Below are 17,406 nucleotides of genomic sequence, written 5' to 3'. Positions count from 1 at the left end.
CCCACGCATCTGTCCATACGGCCGACCAAGCACATCTTCGTCACCGGGGGTGTCGCCTCTTCCCTCGGCAAGGGTCTGACCGCCTCCAGTCTCGGTGCGCTCCTCAAGGCCCGCGGCCTGCGGGTCACGATGCAGAAGCTCGACCCGTACCTGAACGTCGACCCCGGCACGATGAACCCGTTCCAGCACGGTGAGGTCTTCGTCACCAACGACGGCGCCGAGACCGACCTGGACATCGGCCACTACGAGCGTTTCCTCGACGTGGACCTCGACGGCTCCGCCAACGTCACGACCGGTCAGGTCTACTCGACGGTCATCGCCAAGGAGCGGCGCGGCGAGTACCTCGGTGACACCGTGCAGGTCATCCCGCACATCACCAACGAGATCAAGCACCGTATCCGGCGGATGGCCACGGACGACGTCGATGTCGTCATCACCGAGGTCGGCGGCACGGTCGGTGACATCGAGTCGCTGCCGTTCCTGGAGACCGTCCGCCAGGTCCGCCACGAGGTCGGCCGGGACAACGTCTTCGTGGTCCACATCTCGCTGCTGCCCTACATCGGGCCCTCGGGCGAGCTGAAGACCAAGCCCACCCAGCACTCCGTCGCGGCCCTGCGCAACATCGGCATCCAGCCCGACGCGATCGTGCTGCGTGCCGACCGCGACGTGCCGACCGCCATCAAGCGCAAGATCTCGCTGATGTGCGATGTCGACGAGGACGCCGTGGTGGCCTGCGTCGACGCCAAGTCGATCTACGACATCCCGAAGGTGCTGCACACCGAGGGACTGGACGCCTACGTCGTGCGCAAGCTCGACCTGCCGTTCCGTGACGTCGACTGGTCCACCTGGGACGACCTGCTGGACCGCGTCCACAACCCCGACCACGAGGTCACCGTCGCCCTGGTCGGCAAGTACATCGACCTGCCCGACGCCTACCTCTCGGTCACCGAGGCCATCCGGGCCGGCGGCTTCGCCAACCGCGCCCGGGTCAAGGTCAAGTGGGTCACGTCCGACGACTGTCAGACGCAGGCCGCCGCGAAGAAGCAGCTCGGGGACGTCGACGCGATCTGCATCCCGGGCGGCTTCGGCGAGCGCGGAGTGGACGGGAAGGTCGGCGCGATCCAGTACGCCCGCGAGAACCGGATCCCGCTGCTCGGCCTCTGCCTGGGCCTCCAGTGCATCGTCATCGAGGCGGCGCGGAACGTCGCGGGCATCCCGGACGCCAACTCCACCGAGTTCGACGCGGCCACCGGCCATCCGGTGATCTCCACGATGGAGGAGCAGCTGGCCTACGTCGAGGGCGCCGGCGATCTGGGCGGCACCATGCGGCTCGGCCTCTACCCGGCGAAGCTCGCCGAGGGCTCGCTCATCCGGGAGGCGTACGAGGACCAGCCGTACGTCGAGGAGCGCCACCGCCACCGCTACGAGGTCAACAACACCTACCGCGCGGACCTGGAGAAGAAGGCCGGCCTGGTCTTCTCGGGCACGTCCCCCGACAACAAGCTCGTCGAGTACGTCGAGTACCCCCGCGAGGTGCACCCGTACCTCGTCGCCACCCAGGCCCACCCGGAGCTGCGCTCCCGGCCCACCCGCCCGCACCCGCTCTTCGCGGGCCTGGTCAAGGCAGCCGTCGAACGTCAGGGGCACCAGGGGTGAGCGAGGGAGAGGCCGGGGGCCCCGGTACCGGTACCGGCCCGGTCCTCACCCGTCCGAGGCCGGGGCCTTGGCCACCCCGATCGGGCAGCTCACCCCCGTGCCGCCGATTCCGCAGTAGCCCGCCGGGTTCTTGTCCAGGTACTGCTGGTGGTACGGCTCCGCCGGGTAGAACGGCCGGCCGTCGGACGGCTGGATCTCCGTGCTGATCGTGCCGTAGCCCGAGCCCGTCAGGACCTGCTGGTACGCCTCGCGGGACGCGGCCGCCGCGGCTGCCTGGGCCGGGGAGTGGGTGTAGACGGCCGAGCGGTACTGGGTGCCCACGTCGTTGCCCTGGCGGAAGCCCTGGGTCGGGTTGTGGGACTCCCAGAAGATCTTGAGCAGGGTCGTGTACGGGACGACCTCCGGGTCGAAGACCACCCTGACCGCCTCGGTGTGGCCGGTGAGGCCGGAGCAGACCTCCTCGTACGCCGGGTTGACCGTGGAACCCCCCTGGTAGCCGACGAGCGTCGTCCAGACGCCCTCCGTCTGCCAGAAGATGCGCTCGGCGCCCCAGAAGCAGCCGAGGGCGAAGTCGGCGGTCTCCAGCTGCGCGGGGTACGGGCCGGACAGCGGGTTGCCCAGGACCGTGTGGCGGGCGGGCAGCTCGAATTCCGGGGTGTCCCGGCCCCGCAGGGCCTGGTCGGGGGTGGGGAGCTGGGGGGTGCGGTTCAGGAACATCGGCTGCGGCTCCTCGGGGAGTTATGGGTGCACCCCGTGCAACGCCCGGGCTCCCGTCAGGATTCCTGCCGGTCCTCGGGGGAGGGGGAGGAAGAGGACGAGGAAGAGGAAGAGGACGAGGACGAGGGGGACGCCCGGTGCTCCAGCCATGCCGCCGTCCTCCTTCTGGACCGGAACCAGAAGTAGACGCCGAAGCCGATCAGGACCAGCGGTATGAGGCGTGTCATCGGGCTCACTCGTTCCTCGTCGGGGTCCCGTGTGCGGGAGGGCCGTGCGGTGTGCCGTCAGCCTACTCAGCGCGCTACTCGGCGGGGAGCGTGGCCGGGCTGCCGCCGTTCGCCTCGTACCCCGCGACCGCCAGCGCCCGGTACACCGCGTACACGGCGGCCGGATCCTGGTCGAGCGTCCACGGCAGCGCCCCCACGTGGCCGTCGATGCGGACCAGCTGGTTCATCGCCTCCCACCAGCGTTCGGACCTGACCAGGAACAGCACCAGCAGGTGTCGTACGTGCGCCAGCATCGGGTCGTCGGCGCGGGCCGTGTGCACCGCGTGCATCGCCCCCTCCACCGCCCTGGTGACGACCGCGCTCCGGTAGAAGCTCTGCACCAGCATGACCTCGGGCAGGTGCTCGTACACCGCGAAGAGGGGCAGCGCGGCCAGCAGCGAGCCGCGGGGTGCGCGGGCCGCCGCCGCGTGCGCGAACTCGTCGGCCCGGTCGCGGGAGCCGTGCCACTTCTCGCACCAGTAGTGCAGCGCGGCCAGATGCGCCCCCATGTGCTCCGGTGCGCGGTCGATCACCTTGGCCCACAACTGCTCGAACTGCGGTTCGGGGTAGGCGAGTCCACGGCCGACGGCCAGCTCCACGATGTACGGAATGGGATCGCCGGGAGCGAGCAGAGCCGCTTCGCCGCAGACCGTGCGCGCCTCCTCCAGAATGATCCGGAAGTCGTCCGTCCGCGCGTCCTCCGGCGACTCCGAGCGCCACGCCTGCTGCACCAGGAACTCGGCGTGCACCTGGGCCGCGCCCGCGTCCTTCGGGGACTCGGAGCGCCAGTTGCGCAGCCAGGCCCCGCCCACGCCCGGCCGCTGCGACAGCTCAAGCGAGGCCGCCCCGGCGAAGGCCTGCACCCGCTGCCAGCGCAGCTCGCCCGACGCGCCCGTGCCGGCGAGCAGCTGGGCGGCGGGCCGCCAGTTCTGCGTGTGCTGCACCACCTCCAGCACGTCCAGCAGATCCTGGTCCGGGCCCGGCAGCCGTATGTCCAGCTCCTCCTGGCGCAGGAACCCGTAGGCATCGGGGTCCGCGGCGTCCGGGGAACCGGGCAGCACCTGGTGGATGCCGCCGCGTCTGCGCAGCAGGTACGGGCCGAGCGCTGCCGCGAGCATGCACATCGCGAGCAGGAACCAGAGAATCTCCATGCGTCAAGCGAACCAGACACGACCGACATCTGACCACTACGCTCGGTGCTCATGAGCGACCAGGACAGCGTGCACCAGAGTTTCGAGACCCTCGCCATTCACGCCGGCAACACCGCTGACCCCCTGACGGGCGCGGTCGTACCCCCTATCTATCAGGTCTCCACGTTCAAGCAGGACGGCGTGGGCGGGCTGCGCGGCGGCTATGAGTACAGCCGCAGCGGCAACCCGACCCGAACCGCGCTCGAAGAGAACCTGGCGGCCCTGGAGGGCGGCCGGCGCGGGCTCGCCTTCGCCTCCGGCCTCGCCGCCGAGGACTGCCTGCTCCGTACGCTGCTGACGCCCGGGGACCACGTGGTCATCCCGAACGACGCGTACGGCGGCACCTTCCGGCTCTTCGCGAAGGTCGTGTCCCGGTGGGGCGTCGAGTGGTCGGTCGCCGACACCACGGACCCGGCCTCGGTACGGGCCGCCATGACCCCGCGTACCAAGGTGGTCTGGGTGGAGACCCCCTCCAACCCGCTGCTGGGGATCACGGACATCGCGGCGGTCGCCGACGTGGCGCGCACGGCGGGCGCGAAGCTCGTCGTCGACAACACCTTCGCCAGCCCCTACCTCCAGCAGCCCCTCGCGCTCGGCGCGGACGTCGTCGTGCACTCGATGACCAAGTACATGGGCGGCCACTCGGACGTGGTCGGCGGTGCGCTGGTCGTCAACTCCGATGACATCGGCGAGGAGTTGGCCTACCACCAGAACGCGATGGGTGCGGTCTGCGGGCCGTTCGACGCGTGGCTGGTGCTGCGCGGGATCAAGACGCTCGCCGTACGGATGGACCGGCACAGCGAGAACGCCACGCGGATCGCGGAGATGCTGACCCGGCACCCGAAGGTCACGAGCATCCTCTACCCGGGGCTGTCCGACCACCCCGGCCACGAGATCGCGGCCAAGCAGATGCGGTCGTACGGCGGGATGGTCTCGTTCCGGGTCCAGGGCGGCGAGGAGGCGGCGGTCGCGGTCTGCGACCGGGCGAAGCTGTTCACGCTGGGCGAGTCGCTCGGCGGGGTGGAGTCGCTGATCGAGCACCCGGGGCGGATGACGCACGCGTCGGTGGCCGGGTCGGCGCTGGAGGTTCCGGGGGACCTGGTCCGGCTCTCGGTGGGCATCGAGTCGGCCGACGACCTGCTCGCGGATCTGCAGCAGGCACTGGGCTGACCCGCTGACCCGCTGACCAGTACCCGCCCCGGATTCGGACGAGTCCGGGGCGGGCTGCTGCCCCCCGGGGCAGGCAGCAGCGGGGCGGTCCCCGCTCAGTAGCCCTCCACCGGCGGGGCAGTCCGGGCCGGGGGTGCTTCCCACGGCTGGGTCAGGGTCGCCCACACCACGAATCCCGTGAGCGCCGCGGCCAGCAGCAGCCACGCCACTCTCCGGCCCGCCGTGCGGCGGCGCCGTATCCGGGTGCCGCGTTCCGCCGCGCGGAGCGCCAGACCGGCGGGGACGGGCGGATGCGGCCCCTCCAGCATCCGGCGGACCATCTCCTCCTTGCGGTCCGGCAGGCTCATGGCGTCGCCACCTCGGGCCTCCGGGGCGCGGCCTCCTGCGGGACGCTGCGCAGGGTCGCCGTCGCGTGACCGCAGAGCGCGCGGACCCGCTCGGCCGGCAGACCGACCGCCGCGGCGACCTGTTCCTCGGCGATCCCCTCGTACAGCCGCAGCACCACGACGAGACGCTCCCGCGGGGTCAGCCGGTCCAGCACGCCACCGCCCGCCCGTCCCGACCGGCCCGGCAGCCGGGGCAGGCGGTGGCGCCAGGCGCTGTGGGCGAAGTGGGCGGCCAGTTCCTGACGGGTGTGCTCGTACGGATCGTCGCCGCGCAGCCTGTCCCAGTGCGCGTACGTACGGGAGAGCGCCGCCAGCAGCAGCCGCCGCGCCCGCGGGGTGTCGCCGGCGGGCTCGGCCGTCAGCAGGACGGCCACATGGAGGAGCCGTCCGGCCGCGCCCGCGACGAAGGACTCGAACTCCTCGTCGCGGCGGCGTTCCCGTGCTGCTGCCCGCTCCCGCACAGTGCCTCCCTGCTCTCATCTGAGAGCAGGTCGCCGCACCCGGTCAAGAGGTCGGCGCACCCGGCTCCTGCGGGGCTGCCGTGCGGCTGGAGAGCGCCGAGTTGAAGCGGGTCAGCAGGGCACAGAAGGATTCGCGGTCCTCCTGCGTCCAGCCGTCGGTGACCTGGACCATCAGCTCGCGCCGCGAGGCGCGCACCTCTTCCAGGCGGGCCTGGCCGCGCGGGGAGAGCTGAAGGACGACCGCACGGCCGTCCTCGGGGTGCGAGGTGCGCTTGACCAGACCGGTGTCGACGAGCGGGGCGACCTGCCGGGTCACTGTGGAGGAGTCGATGCCCATGCCCGCGGCCAGCGCCTTCACCCCCATCGGGCCTTCCCGGTCCAGCCGGTTGAGCAGCAGATAGGCGGCGCGGTCCATCGAGTTGCGCACCTGGCCGACGCCTCCCAGCCGGGTCTGCTCGGCGCGGCGGGCGAAGAGGGCCACCTGGTGCTGGAGGGCATCGAGGAAGCGCGGGTCGATATCAGAAGTCATGTCCTGAGAAAGGGGCATGGCCGGGGGCTCTCTTCGTGCGGTGGGCGGACAGTGGGGGACAGAGTACGCGGCCCGGCGCGACCCCGTACCTGCGCTGCTTCAACCGTTGCGAACATGACGGTCCGGCCGTTGCCCGGCCGCTGGACTCGGGCGGCCCGGCCGGCGCCGAGCTGCGAGACTTGACGCATGAGCTTCGGTACGTCACACCCCCTGCCGCCGCTGATCCTTGACGACGTCCTCGGAGCGCAGAAGATGCTCTCCGGAGTGTCACGGACGACACCGATCGAGGGCAGCAGGCATCTCTCGCGTCTCGTCGGGTCACCGGTCCGCTTCAAGTGCGAGAACCTCCAGCGGACCGGTTCGTTCAAGCTGCGCGGCGCCTATGTCCGGATCGCCGGGCTGACCCCCGAGGAGCGCGCCGCCGGTGTCGTCGCGGCCAGTGCGGGCAACCACGCGCAGGGCGTCGCCCTCGCCTCGTCCCTCCTCGGGGTGCGCTCCACGGTCTTCATGCCGCTGGGCGCCCCGCTGCCGAAGGTCGCCGCGACCCGTGAGTACGGAGCCGAGGTCCTGCTGCACGGGCAGGTCGTCGACGAGACGCTCGCCGCCGCCCAGGAGTACGCGCACCGGACGGGCGCCGTCTTCATCCACCCCTTCGACCACGCCGACATCATCGCCGGTCAGGGCACGGTGGGGCTGGAGATCCTGGAGCAGTGCCCCGAGGTCCGGACGATCGTCGTCGGGATCGGCGGCGGGGGACTGGCCGCCGGGATCGCGGTCGCGGTGAAGGCGCTGCGGCCCGATGTGAAGGTGATCGGTGTGCAGGCCGCGAGCGCGGCCGCGTACCCGCCCTCGCTCGCCGAGGGGCGCCCGGTGTCGGTCGAGGCGCGCCCGACGATGGCCGACGGCATCAAGGTGGGTCGCCCGGGAGACGTGCCGTTCGGGATCATCCGGGAGCTGGTCGACGAGGTCCGTACGGTCTCCGAGGACGAGCTCTCCAGCGCGCTGCTGCTCTGCCTGGAGCGGGCCAAGATGGTCGTGGAGCCGGCCGGTGCCAGCCCGGTCGCCGCGCTGCTGAGCGATCCCGGGGCGTTCGAGGGACCGGTGGTGGCGGTGCTGTCGGGCGGCAATGTGGACCCGCTGCTGATACAGCGCATCCTCACGCACGGGATGGCGGCCGCGGGCCGCTTCCTGTCGCTGCGGCTCCGGCTGACCGACCGTCCCGGTGCGCTCGCGACGCTGCTGGGCGTCCTCTCGGTGGCCGACGCCAACGTGCTCGATGTGAGCCATGTGCGGACCGATCCGCGGCTCGGTCTGACCGAGGCCGAGGTGGAGCTGCATCTGGAGACGAAGGGTCCCGAGCACTGCGCCGAGGTCGGCGTCGCGCTGCGGGACGCGGGGTACACCGTCATCGGGTGAGGCCCGTGGGGCCCGGCCGGGGGATTCAGCCGCGGGTGACGGGAAAACCCCGAAACCTCTGCGGAAACGCGATACATCGCGATAGCGTGTGGTGCGCGTCACTCGCCGGAGGGCGGTATGGCCGTGCCAAATTTACGATGTGTCCGTAAATGAACCACAAATGCATCATGGGGGAGCCCACATGCCTGGCGCCATTTATGCCGAAGGTCTGGTGAAGACCTTCGGTGACGTACGAGCACTGGACGGCGTGGATCTCGACGTGCCGGAAGGCACGGTCCTCGGCCTGCTCGGGCCCAACGGCGCCGGCAAGACGACGGCCGTCCGGGTCCTGACGACCCTGCTGCAGCCCGACAGCGGGCGCGCGGTCGTCGCGGGGATCGACGTGCTCAAGCACCCCACGGAGGTACGCAGGTCGATCGGCCTGTCCGGGCAGTTCGCCGCGGTCGACGAGTACCTCACCGGCCGCGAGAACCTCCAGATGGTCGGACAGCTCTACCAGATGTCCGCACGCGACGCGAAGCGCAGAGCGGTCGAGCTGCTCGACCGCTTCCACCTCGCCGACGCGGCCGACCGCCCCGCCAAGACGTACTCCGGCGGGATGCGCAGGCGGCTCGACCTCGCCGCCGCCCTCGTGGTGTCCCCGCCCGTGATGTTCATGGACGAGCCGACCACCGGGCTCGACCCCCGGAACCGGCAGCAGCTCTGGGAGGTCATCCAGGAGCTGGTGGCAGGAGGCACGACGCTGCTGCTCACCACCCAGTACCTCGAAGAGGCCGACCATCTGGCCCACGACATCTGCGTCATCGACCACGGCAAGGTCATCGCCCGCGGTACGTCGGACCAGCTCAAGGCCCGCACTGGTGGTGAGCGCGTCGAGGTCGTCGTCCACCAGCCCGGCCAGATCGGCCCGGCCCGCGAGGTGCTGACGGCTCTCGGCAAGGGGGAGGTCGCCGTCGCCGAACACACCCGGAAACTGACCGTTCCGGTGACGGGCGGCGCCAAGCTGCTCGCCGAGGTCATCAGGGACCTGGACGGGCGGGGCGTCGAGATCGACGACATCGGGCTGCGCCGCCCCACGCTGGACGACGTGTTCCTCTCGCTCACCGGCCATGTGGCCGAGGCGGAGGACGAGACCGAGCCCGACCCGGGCGCCGGCCCCACCGGCAGCAGCCCCGCGGGCAACGCAGCCACGAGCGCCAAGGAGGCCGGCGAATGAGCGCCGTCACGGATGCCGCACCCAATCCACTGGCCCCGCGGCCGCGCGGCGGGATCTTCCAGTCGGTCAACGACTCCCTGGTCATCGCCAAGCGCAATCTGATCCGGATGACCCGCATCCCCGAGATCGTGATCTTCGGACTGATCCAGCCGATCATGTTCGTGGTGCTCTTCAGCTACGTCTTCGGCGGGTCCCTGGTCGTCAACGGCTCGACCAGCGCCGTGGGTTACCGCAACTTCCTGATGGCGGGCATCTTCGCCCAGACCGTCACCTTCGCCACCGCCGGTGCCGGAGCGGGCATCGCCGACGACATGCACAAGGGCCTGATCGACCGGTTCCGCTCGCTGCCGATGGCCCGGGGCGCGGTGCTCACCGGACGTACGATCGCCGACCTGGTCCAGACGGCGCTCACCCTGGTGGTGCTGTCGATCGTGGCCCTGCTCGTCGGCTGGCGCACCCACGAGAACATCGGGAAGGTCCTCGGCGGCTTCGGACTGCTGCTTCTGCTGGGGTACGCCTTCTCGTGGATCGGCGCGCTGATCGGCCTCTCGGTCCGCACACCGGAAGCGGCCACCTCGGGCGGGCTCGTCTGGCTCTTCCCTGTGACCTTTGTCTCGAACGCGTTCGTGTCGACAGCCATGATGCCCGGCTGGCTCCAGCCGATCGCCGAGTGGAACCCCTTCAGCGCGACCGTTCAGGCCTGCCGGGTCCTCTTCGGCAACCCGGGCGTGTCGACGTCGGACGCCTGGCCCATGCACCACCCGGTGTGGGCCTCGCTGATCTGGTCGCTGGTCATCTTCGCGGTCTTCCGCACCCTGGCGGTCCGCAAGTACCGGTCGGCCGCGGCCTGACCCGGCCGGTCACCGACAGCCGCCGATTCCCCGGCCGCAGGACGCGGCCGGGGAATCGGCGGCTGTCGCACATCCGGTTTCAGCCCTTGAACGGCTCGGCCTTGAGGATCTTCACCGTGGCCGTCTTGCCGTTCGGCAGTTCGTAGTCGGCGTTCTCGCCGACCTTCTTGCCGATCACACCAGTGCCCAGCGGCGACTGGGGGGAGTACGTCTCGAAGTCCGAGCTCGCGTACTCGCGGGAGGCGAGCAGGAACGTCATCGTGTCGTCCTCGTCACCGTCGAAGGCGATCGTCACGACCATGCCGGGAGCCGCTTCGCCGGTGGCCGCGGGGGCCTCGCCGACCTTCGCGTGTTCGAGCAGCTGGGTCAGCTGGCGTACGCGCAGCTCCTGCTTGCCCTGCTCCTCCTTGGCCGCGTGGTACCCGCCGTTCTCGCGCAGGTCACCCTCCTCGCGGGCGGCCGCGATCTTGGTGACGATCTCCGAGCGTGCGGGACCCGACAGATACTCCAGCTCAGCCTTCAGCTGGTTGTACGCCTCCTGGGTCAGCCAGGTGACGTTTTCGCTGGTCTGGGTCACTGGTGCTCCTCGTAGGTACCGGAAATACAAAGCATCGCCCTACCCAGAAGGATGTGCCTCCAGGGGCGGGCGAAACCACGAGCCTAACAATTCACGAGCCGAAGGGGGAGGACCGCAGCGTAAGGGGGAGGACCGAAGCGTCAGGAGCCGGTCTGGCAGCCGACGAGCTCGACGCTGGTGGCCCTGGACGTGGTCCGCACGGTCACGACCTGGTCGATCCGCTTCTCGTCCTGGTCGAACCTGGCGTCCTTGCGGCCGACCTCGTCACCGTCGGTGGCCCGCAGGCGCAGGGTGCAGGTGCCGTGGAGCCCGGCGTCCTTGCGGACGGTCAGATGGACGTCGACCGCGTGGTTCGACGCGATGTCCCAGGCGATGACCTCACCGCTGATGGAATTGCCGCCGATGGACTGGTAGCCGAACCAGCCGACGATCCCGATCACCACGGCGCCGAGCACCGCTCCGATGATCTTCAGCTTGCGGTCCGCGCGCTCGTCCGCCGAGCGGCCGTACCGGCCCTCGGGAAGCTGTTCGCCAACCGCCGTCATGATCGTTCCTCCAGTGCAGGGGATCCCGGAATTTTCCGTCCCCTCAGTCGGTCACTATAGAAGCCGCCGATTGCGACGAATCACTGAGGATCCTGTCTTGACTGAGCAGCTTCGCCTGATGGCCGTCCACGCCCACCCCGACGACGAGTCGAGCAAGGGTGCGGCGACCATGGCCAAGTACGTGTCCGAGGGGGTGGACGTGCTGGTCGTGACCTGCACCGGAGGCGAGCGCGGCTCCATCCTCAATCCCAAACTCCAGGGTGACGCCTACATCGAGGAGAACATTCACGAAGTCCGCAAGCGGGAGATGGACGAGGCCCGCGAGATCCTCGGGGTCGACCAGGCCTGGCTGGGCTTCGTCGACTCGGGCCTGCCCGAGGGCGACCCGCTGCCTCCGCTGCCCGAGGGCTGCTTCGCGCTGGAGGACGTCGACGTGGCCGCGGGGCGGCTGGTGCGGCTGATCCGGGAATTCCGGCCGCAGGTCATCACGACGTACGACGAGAACGGCGGATACCCGCACCCCGACCACATCATGACCCACCAGGTCTCGATGGTGGCGTTCGAGGCGGCCGCGGACACCGGGAAGTACCCCGAGGCCGAATTCGGCCCGGCTTTCCAGCCGCAGAAGCTCTACTACAACCAGGGCTTCAACAAGCCGCGCACCGTGGCCCTGCACGAGGCGCTGCTGGCGCGCGGCCTCGAGTCGCCGTACGCGGAGTGGCTGGAGCGCTGGAAGCAGTTCGAGCGCGCCGAACGCACCCTGACCACGCACGTTCCCTGCGCGGACTTCTTCGAGATCCGGGACAAGGCGCTCATCGCGCACGCCACGCAGATCGATCCGGACGGTGGCTGGTTCCACGTCCCGATGGAGATCCAGCAGGAGATCTGGCCGACCGAGGAGTACGAGCTCGCGAAGTCCCTCGTGCCGACATCCCTCCCCGAGGACGACCTCTTTGCGGGCATCCGGGACAATGCCTAGTTATGAGCGCTAGCCAGGCATTGACGCACCTCGTCCCTCTGGCCGAGGTCGACGACAACAAGGTGACTCCCGGGCTTCTCGGCTTCCTCGTCTTCGCGGCCCTGGCCGTGGGGGTGTGGCTGCTGATGAAGTCCATGAGCCGGCACATGGGCCGGGTGGCCTTCAAGGAGGCCCCGGAGCCGCAGACCGAGCCGGCGCGGCCGGCCGGGACCGAGGGCAAGCAGGGCTGAGGCCTCCGGGGCCCCGCCCCGCCGGCCCCCGGGGACCCCGGTCCCCGACCGCCGGCCCCCCATCACCGGACGGGCTGCGACAGTGCCCGCCCGGTGATGGAGCGCGCGTACGGCCGGAGGGTGTGGTGCGCCGGAGCACGCGGCGGGCCGCCGCCGCTTCCGGGCCGCGCCGCCCGCCGTCGCCGCGGTCCGGCGGCGGCCCTTCCGGGCTGCCGCCGTGGCCGCGCTGCCCACCGGCGAAGGGCCGCTGTTTCCGGCGGCCCGCCGGCTACCGCCGCGCCACCGACAGCGGTACGCCCATGATCTCGCGGGCGTTCCGGCCCGGCACCATGCCGAGCAGCCAGGCCTGCCAGCCGTCGTCCAGTGACACACCGCGCTCCAGGACCAGGGCGTACGCCTCCGCGCAGTCGGCGAGACCGGGGTCACGGGCCGGGTGCTCCGCCCGGATCAGCTGGGCGAGCTCCTCAGCGGCCACCGCGGTGCCCACCTCCGAGCCGCCCGGCGACGCGTACGGCAGCAGCGTGCAGCGCAGGAAACGGGCCCAGTCGCCGCCCCTTCCGTCGTCGTACGTCGCGAACAGCGCCGCCGCCTCGTCGCAGAGCCCGAGCGCCTGGGCCGCGCGGCCGTTGCCCGCGTCGATCAGGGCCAGCTCCAGACAGGTCCACGCCTCACCGTGCGCCACCCCGATCCGGTGGAAGTCGGTCCGCGCGTCGACCAGCAGCTGGCGGGCGAAACCGCTGTTGCGGAGGTTGCCCGTCTGCGCCGCGCGCTGGTCACGGGTGACCCGCCCCGAGTGGTGGCGGGCGCAGGCCAGCCCGTACACGTCCCGCATCCGCGAGAACATCGTCCGGGCCCGCTCCAGCTCCCGTACCGCCTGGTCGCGGTCGCCGTGCTCCTCCAGGGCCTGCCCCAGGTAGTAGAGCGTCCAGGCCTCGCCCCGGGCGTCCTCGTTGTCCCGGTGGCGGGAGAGCGCCTGGCGCAGCTGGTCCACCGCGACCGACGCGTCACCGTCGACCAGTCTGGCGCGGGCCAGCTGGGTCATCGCCCAGGCCTCGCCGCGCCCGTCCCTGGTCTGCCCGTACGCGTCGAGGGCCGTGCGCAGTTCCTCGTCGGCCCGCACCACGTCGCCCAGGCGCAGACAGAGCTGGCCCAGCTGGAAGTGCGTCCACGCCTCGCCGTGCAGCGAGTCGCTCTCCTGGTGCAGGGTGAGCGCCGTCGAGAGCAGCGTCAGTGCCTCCGGCAGATGCGCCAGATCGCGCTCCACCGCCGCCAGCGCGTGCAGCGACCAGGCGCGGTCCGCCGCCAGCTCCGGCGCCGCCTGGAGTGCGAGGGCCTCCCGCAGCCGCGCCGCCGCCTCGGTCAGATTCCCCTGGTGGTGCAGGGTGATGCCGAGCGAGCAGAGCGCGAGCGCCTCGCCCGCCCCCTGCTGCGCCTCGTGGTAGAGGTCGACGACCGAGGTCAGGGTCGTACGCGCCGTGTCCAGCTCGCCGAGCTGACGGGCCGCGATCCCCGTACGCCACTGCACCGACCTGGCGAGGAGCCCCTGCCCGACGGACTGCGTCAGCTCGCTGATCTCGCCCAGCCGGTAGAGGTCGCCGCGCAGCAGGCAGTAGTCGCAGAGCGCGCCCAGCAGATGCAGCACCACGTCCTGGCCGACGCCCTCCGCCTGGCGCAGCGCGGAGGTGATGAAGCTCGACTCCTCGTCCAGCCAGCGCAGCGCCGCGTCCAGTGAGGCGAAGCCGTGCGGCCCGAACTGGCCCGCCCGGGTGGAGAGTTTGCCGTCCACCAGCCGGATGACCGCGTCTGCCAGTTCGGCGTAGCTCTGGATCAGCCGCTCCTGCGCGGCCGTGCGCTCCTCCGGCTGCTCCTCTTCCTCCAGCCTGGCCTGCGCGAACGTCCGTACCGAGTCGTGCAGCCGGTAACGGCTGCCGCGCACGTGGTCGATCAGGCCGGCCCGCGACAGCAGGGTCAGCAGCCGCCGGGCCTCCTGGTCGTCGGCGGCCAGCAGCGCCGCGGCGGCGGCCGCGCCCAGACTGGCGCGCCCGGCCAGCGCCAGCCGGCGCAGCAGCCGCCGCCCCTGCTCGGGCTGGTCGCTGTAGCGCAGGGCGAGCGCCCGCTCGACCGGGGCGAGGTGCCGGTACGCGCCGAGGTGCCCGGCGAGTTCGCGCGTCGACCGCCGGCCGAGCGAGGAGCCCGCCACCCGCAGCGCCAGGGGCAGCCCGCCGCACAACTCCGCGACGAGGTCGGTCGATTCGGCGTCGTACGGGCTCTCCGGCTCCTCCGCCGTCTCCCGCAGCAGCTCCTCCGAACCCGCCGCGTCCAGCGCCCCCACCGGCAGCTGGTGCACCCAGGCCCGGATGTCGCCGGGCAGTTCGAGCGGGGCGCCCGACGTCACCAGGATCAGGCTGTCCGAGCGCTCCGGCACCAGGGCACGCACCTGCGCCGGATCCGACGCGTCGTCCAGCACGACGGTGACGGCCAGCCCGGTCAGATGCTGGTGGTACAGCTCGCTCAGCCGCTTCAACTGCTGCTCGGGGGAAGAGCGTTCCCGGAAGAGCAGCTGCTCGCGCGGCGCGCCGAGCCGGTTGAGCAGATGGAGCAGCGCGTCCCTGGTCGACAGGGGCGGCTCGTCCCGGGTCGCGCCGCGCAGATCGACCACGCACGCCCCGCGGAACTGGTCCTTGAGCTGGTGCGCCGCGCGTACGGCCAGGGTGGTGCGCCCCGAGCCCGGGGCGCCGTGCAGCACCACGACGGTCGGCCGGGTCTCGGTGGAGGCGCGGGCCGCGTGCACCCACTGGGCGATCCGCGCCATCTCCGTGCGGCGCCCCGCGAACGGCCCGTCCGCCTCGGGCAGCTGGCCGAACGACTGGTCGAGCGTGGACCGCCTGCGCGCGGCGGCGCTCTTGTCGGTGCCGCGCAACTGCGGCGGCACCGTGCTCTTCGTCTTCTTCTGGGGCGCGGCGAGCATCCGCTGCTGGTCCAGGTACGGGCGGATGCCCCGCACTTCCAGCGCGGTCAGCCACTGGAGCCGCAGCTGCTCGGCGCCGCCGGGCTGCCCCTGGGCCCCGGCTCTGCGGTGGGCCGCGGGCCAGTGCGCCGCGGTCACCCTGGCCACGGTGGCGGCGGCCCCGGCGACGGCGACGACCACGCCCGAGCCGGCCGCGGTACCGCCGCCGGTCCCGAGGGCGAGGTCCGCACCGCACGCGGCGATGGCGGCAACCACGGTGACCAGCGCGGGGGTTGCGAGGGACGCGCGGTTGAAGTGCGCGGAGAGCGGATGCTGCTCGGCCTGCGCCGCGTCCAGTGCGCGGGTGTACGCGGCATACTCGTCGGCGGCGCTCCCGGCCAGCGCGTCGAGCGCACCACGCCCGCGCGCCAGCAGCGTCCCGCCGTCGGCCCGGCCACCCGCCCGCCGCACCTCTTCCTCCACGGCGCGCGCCAACAGCCGCTCTGCTTCAGCCCGATGGCCGTCCCGCATATGCATTCCCCCTCCGGGATACTCCGTTCGGAAGGCAAGTGTCCTGCGCGGGGCGCCGGAACGCGAGGGAACCGGGCCGGGGACCGGGAAGTGGTGCGGGTCCGGCGTGGTGGCGGGCGTGCGGCGGGGGCGGTCGCGCAGCGGCGCGCGCCCGGGCGCGCTGGACGCATGGCTTGTTGCGAGGTCAGGAAATCTTCCAGCCCGGTCAGACGGTTCCCAGATCGACCGTGACGGAGAAGGGCGCGGCAGCCTTGATCACACCGGTGAACACCTCGCCGTCCCGGTATGTCTTGCTGGCGAGGTCGAGAACGTAGGTGTAGACGAGTGGGACCCCGGTGGCGGCCTGTTCGATTCGCCAGTAGAAGGGGATGCCGGCCCTCGCGTACTGGTCCACCTTCACGACCCGGTCGGTGGTCTCCGAGCCCGGTGACACGACCTCGGCCACCAGCAGCACATGCTCCGGGCGGGTGGGCGTGAGGTCGAGCGTTTCAGCCCGGTACACGACGACATCCGGGCGCCGGTTGGTGAGCGGCACATCCTGCAGGCGGACGTCGAAGTCCGTGTCCGCGTTCCAGTCCTCGCCCGCCGCGGAGTCCAGGGCATTGGCCAGGATCCGGGCCGGCCGGTTGGGCCGCTTGGACGCACTCGGGCTCACGACGACCATCCCGTCCACGATCTCAATGCCGGCGCACTGCTCCTCGGACCAGGAGTCGTACTGCTCCGCGCTGATCTGCGCGTGCATCCATGCGGGCGCCACCGTCTCGGGGGTCATGGCGTACCTCCTTCGAGGATGCTCGACAATCCCGGTGCTCCTCGGCTCAGCGTAATGTCCCGTGCCGCCAGGGCGCCCGATTCGCATGTGAGCGGCTTCCCGGTCTCCGGGCCGGCCCACTGACCGCCAGGTCTGCGGGGCGGGGCGCTCTCTCTGCCCGGGGCCCGATTTGCCGGGCCGCCGGGAGCGACATGAGAGGGTGATCGCTGTGAACCGATTGGCTGGTACAAGCTCGCCGCTCCGGCTCCATCGCGGCCCACACGCACAAGTACGGCTCGGCCAAACGGCCCTTCAAACTGACCGACGGACGGGCCTGGACCGTTGACCTGGACAAGCTGCCCGAGCCCGAGTCGGACGCCTGCTGACTGTGCAGCGGAGTTCGGCTCGCACCCTGAGGCCGGGGGTGTCGTACGCGTGCCTGGTGCTACCGCTCCGTACGGCACAGGAACAGCCAGCCCAGTACAGCCAACGCGAGCGTCTGCACGAGAGAAGTGAGTACGAGCAGAAGCCGAGCGGTGGGAGAGCACCAGAACGCGATCGTGCAGACCATCGGCAGGATCAGGTACGTGAACAGGTCCACCGCGGTCTGAAGCCGCTTGCGCATGGTGCGGCCCGCAACGTTTCGGTGGTAGACCTCCCAGCCGAACACCGTTCCCTGGGCGGAGGAGAGTTCCCCCAGACGCGGCCCCAGTTGGTCGCGAACGTAGTAGCCGATCGCCGAGATCTTCTCGTCATTGACCAGGTAGGTCCAGCCCAGGATCAGGCAGATCGCGGGGGCGGAGAGCAACAGTCGGGACTGTCCGCTGTGGACGGTGACCGCCACGACCGCGGTGACCGCGGCGAGCGTGAAGTAGAGCAGGTTGTCGCGGAACCCTATGCGGGTCTTCTGTTCCTCCTTGAGGCGGTCGTACTCGGCCAGCAGGACTTTGCTCTCGGTGACATCGTCCATGGAGGTCACAGCCATTCC

General features: G+C 71.1%; 18 protein-coding genes. 7 read left to right on the top strand and 11 right to left on the bottom strand.

What is annotated here, in order from left to right:
* The first annotated feature begins 9 nt into the window (after positions 1-9).
* Entirely contained in the window at positions 10-1,656 is a 1,647-nt protein-coding gene (locus OG285_RS11595; RefSeq protein WP_371793505.1) for a CTP synthase, read from the top strand.
* Positions 1,657-1,701: 45 nt separating this feature from the next.
* On the opposite strand, the gene msrA is transcribed toward OG285_RS11595, so the two are convergent.
* From msrA to OG285_RS11580, 3 genes are all read right to left on the bottom strand, one after another.
* The gene (gene msrA / locus OG285_RS11590) at positions 1,702-2,373 is read right to left on the bottom strand and encodes a peptide-methionine (S)-S-oxide reductase MsrA (RefSeq protein ID WP_356837135.1); all 672 of its coding nucleotides are present in this window, start codon (positions 2,371-2,373) and stop codon (positions 1,702-1,704) included.
* Positions 2,374-2,429: 56 nt separating this feature from the next.
* Positions 2,430-2,600, bottom strand: a complete 171-nt coding sequence (locus tag OG285_RS11585) for a hypothetical protein (RefSeq protein ID WP_371790909.1) — start codon at positions 2,598-2,600, stop codon at positions 2,430-2,432.
* A gap of 74 nt (positions 2,601-2,674) precedes the next feature.
* On the bottom strand, positions 2,675-3,790 hold the full coding sequence (locus OG285_RS11580; RefSeq protein WP_371790908.1) for a hypothetical protein: 1,116 nt from the start codon (positions 3,788-3,790) through the stop codon (positions 2,675-2,677).
* 51 nt (positions 3,791-3,841) lie between these two features.
* Here OG285_RS11580 and OG285_RS11575 point away from each other — a divergent pair, with 51 nt between their 5' ends.
* Entirely contained in the window at positions 3,842-4,999 is a 1,158-nt protein-coding gene (locus tag OG285_RS11575; protein ID WP_371790907.1) for a cystathionine gamma-synthase, read from the top strand.
* Between the two features lie 95 nt (positions 5,000-5,094).
* Here OG285_RS11575 and OG285_RS11570 read toward each other — a convergent pair whose 3' ends face one another.
* The 3 genes from OG285_RS11570 to OG285_RS11560 are packed head-to-tail and all read right to left on the bottom strand — an operon-like array spanning position 5,095 to position 6,393.
* Positions 5,095-5,346: a hypothetical protein gene (locus OG285_RS11570; RefSeq protein WP_356837127.1), complete on the bottom strand. Its 252-nt coding sequence runs from the start codon at positions 5,344-5,346 to the stop codon at positions 5,095-5,097.
* A complete protein-coding gene (locus tag OG285_RS11565; RefSeq protein ID WP_356837125.1) occupies positions 5,343-5,846 on the bottom strand; it encodes a sigma factor-like helix-turn-helix DNA-binding protein in 504 nt (167 codons plus the stop codon). Before OG285_RS11565 ends, OG285_RS11570 begins: the two co-directional genes overlap by 4 nt.
* A 43-nt stretch (positions 5,847-5,889) precedes the next feature.
* Positions 5,890-6,393, bottom strand: a complete 504-nt coding sequence (locus OG285_RS11560; RefSeq protein ID WP_356837123.1) for a MarR family transcriptional regulator — start codon at positions 6,391-6,393, stop codon at positions 5,890-5,892.
* Positions 6,394-6,561: 168 nt separating this feature from the next.
* On the opposite strand from OG285_RS11560, the gene ilvA reads away from it, so the two are divergent.
* From ilvA to OG285_RS11545, 3 genes are all read left to right on the top strand, one after another.
* A complete protein-coding gene (gene ilvA / locus OG285_RS11555) occupies positions 6,562-7,791 on the top strand; it encodes a threonine ammonia-lyase (RefSeq protein WP_356837121.1) in 1,230 nt (409 codons plus the stop codon).
* Between the two features lie 181 nt (positions 7,792-7,972).
* Complete coding sequence (locus OG285_RS11550; protein ID WP_371790906.1) at positions 7,973-9,007, top strand: ATP-binding cassette domain-containing protein; 1,035 nt, start codon at positions 7,973-7,975, stop codon at positions 9,005-9,007.
* The gene (locus OG285_RS11545) at positions 9,004-9,858 is read left to right on the top strand and encodes an ABC transporter permease (protein WP_356837117.1); all 855 of its coding nucleotides are present in this window, start codon (positions 9,004-9,006) and stop codon (positions 9,856-9,858) included. The genes OG285_RS11550 and OG285_RS11545 overlap by 4 nt, the downstream gene beginning before the upstream one ends.
* Before the next feature lie 79 nt (positions 9,859-9,937).
* On the opposite strand, the gene greA is transcribed toward OG285_RS11545, so the two are convergent.
* The gene (gene greA, locus OG285_RS11540) at positions 9,938-10,435 is read right to left on the bottom strand and encodes a transcription elongation factor GreA (RefSeq protein ID WP_356836154.1); all 498 of its coding nucleotides are present in this window, start codon (positions 10,433-10,435) and stop codon (positions 9,938-9,940) included.
* A gap of 140 nt (positions 10,436-10,575) precedes the next feature.
* Positions 10,576-10,980: a DUF4307 domain-containing protein gene (locus tag OG285_RS11535; RefSeq protein WP_371790905.1), complete on the bottom strand. Its 405-nt coding sequence runs from the start codon at positions 10,978-10,980 to the stop codon at positions 10,576-10,578.
* Between the two features lie 97 nt (positions 10,981-11,077).
* Between OG285_RS11535 and mca the strand changes: the two genes are divergently transcribed.
* A complete protein-coding gene (gene mca / locus OG285_RS11530; protein ID WP_356836150.1) occupies positions 11,078-11,959 on the top strand; it encodes a mycothiol conjugate amidase Mca in 882 nt (293 codons plus the stop codon).
* 2 nt (positions 11,960-11,961) lie between these two features.
* Complete coding sequence (locus tag OG285_RS11525) at positions 11,962-12,189, top strand: hypothetical protein (RefSeq protein WP_356836148.1); 228 nt, start codon at positions 11,962-11,964, stop codon at positions 12,187-12,189.
* 268 nt (positions 12,190-12,457) lie between these two features.
* On the opposite strand, the gene OG285_RS11520 is transcribed toward OG285_RS11525, so the two are convergent.
* From OG285_RS11520 to OG285_RS11510, 3 genes are all read right to left on the bottom strand, one after another.
* Positions 12,458-15,667, bottom strand: a complete 3,210-nt coding sequence (locus tag OG285_RS11520; protein WP_371790904.1) for a tetratricopeptide repeat protein — start codon at positions 15,665-15,667, stop codon at positions 12,458-12,460.
* Positions 15,668-15,872: 205 nt separating this feature from the next.
* Complete coding sequence (locus OG285_RS11515; RefSeq protein WP_371790903.1) at positions 15,873-16,439, bottom strand: Uma2 family endonuclease; 567 nt, start codon at positions 16,437-16,439, stop codon at positions 15,873-15,875.
* A 424-nt stretch (positions 16,440-16,863) separates the two neighbouring features.
* Positions 16,864-17,403 carry a hypothetical protein gene (locus tag OG285_RS11510; RefSeq protein ID WP_371790902.1) on the bottom strand — a complete coding sequence of 180 codons (540 nt, stop codon included), beginning with the start codon at positions 17,401-17,403 and terminating at the stop codon, positions 16,864-16,866.
* Between the last annotated feature and the right edge of the window lie 3 nt (positions 17,404-17,406).

This window comes from Streptomyces sp. NBC_01471 (assembly GCF_041438865.1).
In the GTDB taxonomy this organism is placed as follows: Bacteria; Actinomycetota; Actinomycetes; order Streptomycetales; family Streptomycetaceae; genus Streptomyces.
This window is presented reverse-complemented; position numbering and strand designations above follow the sequence as displayed.

Excerpts from the sequence above, each read along its gene's own strand:
- OG285_RS11535 (WP_371790905.1), bottom strand. The coding sequence starts at position 10,980 with ATGACGGCGGTTGGCGAACAGCTTCCCGAGGGCCGGTACGGCCGCTCG.
- OG285_RS11545 (WP_356837117.1), top strand. The coding sequence starts at position 9,004 with ATGAGCGCCGTCACGGATGCCGCACCCAATCCACTGGCCCCGCGGCCG.
- msrA (WP_356837135.1), bottom strand. The coding sequence starts at position 2,373 with ATGTTCCTGAACCGCACCCCCCAGCTCCCCACCCCCGACCAGGCCCTG.
- OG285_RS11580 (WP_371790908.1), bottom strand. The coding sequence starts at position 3,790 with ATGGAGATTCTCTGGTTCCTGCTCGCGATGTGCATGCTCGCGGCAGCG.
- OG285_RS11525 (WP_356836148.1), top strand. The coding sequence starts at position 11,962 with ATGAGCGCTAGCCAGGCATTGACGCACCTCGTCCCTCTGGCCGAGGTC.
- OG285_RS11575 (WP_371790907.1), top strand. The coding sequence starts at position 3,842 with ATGAGCGACCAGGACAGCGTGCACCAGAGTTTCGAGACCCTCGCCATT.
- OG285_RS11550 (WP_371790906.1), top strand. The coding sequence starts at position 7,973 with ATGCCTGGCGCCATTTATGCCGAAGGTCTGGTGAAGACCTTCGGTGAC.
- OG285_RS11510 (WP_371790902.1), bottom strand. The coding sequence starts at position 17,403 with ATGGCTGTGACCTCCATGGACGATGTCACCGAGAGCAAAGTCCTGCTG.
- OG285_RS11520 (WP_371790904.1), bottom strand. The coding sequence starts at position 15,667 with ATGCGGGACGGCCATCGGGCTGAAGCAGAGCGGCTGTTGGCGCGCGCC.
- OG285_RS11570 (WP_356837127.1), bottom strand. The coding sequence starts at position 5,346 with ATGAGCCTGCCGGACCGCAAGGAGGAGATGGTCCGCCGGATGCTGGAG.
- OG285_RS11560 (WP_356837123.1), bottom strand. The coding sequence starts at position 6,393 with ATGCCCCTTTCTCAGGACATGACTTCTGATATCGACCCGCGCTTCCTC.
- OG285_RS11585 (WP_371790909.1), bottom strand. The coding sequence starts at position 2,600 with ATGACACGCCTCATACCGCTGGTCCTGATCGGCTTCGGCGTCTACTTC.
- ilvA (WP_356837121.1), top strand. The coding sequence starts at position 6,562 with ATGAGCTTCGGTACGTCACACCCCCTGCCGCCGCTGATCCTTGACGAC.
- OG285_RS11515 (WP_371790903.1), bottom strand. The coding sequence starts at position 16,439 with ATGACCCCCGAGACGGTGGCGCCCGCATGGATGCACGCGCAGATCAGC.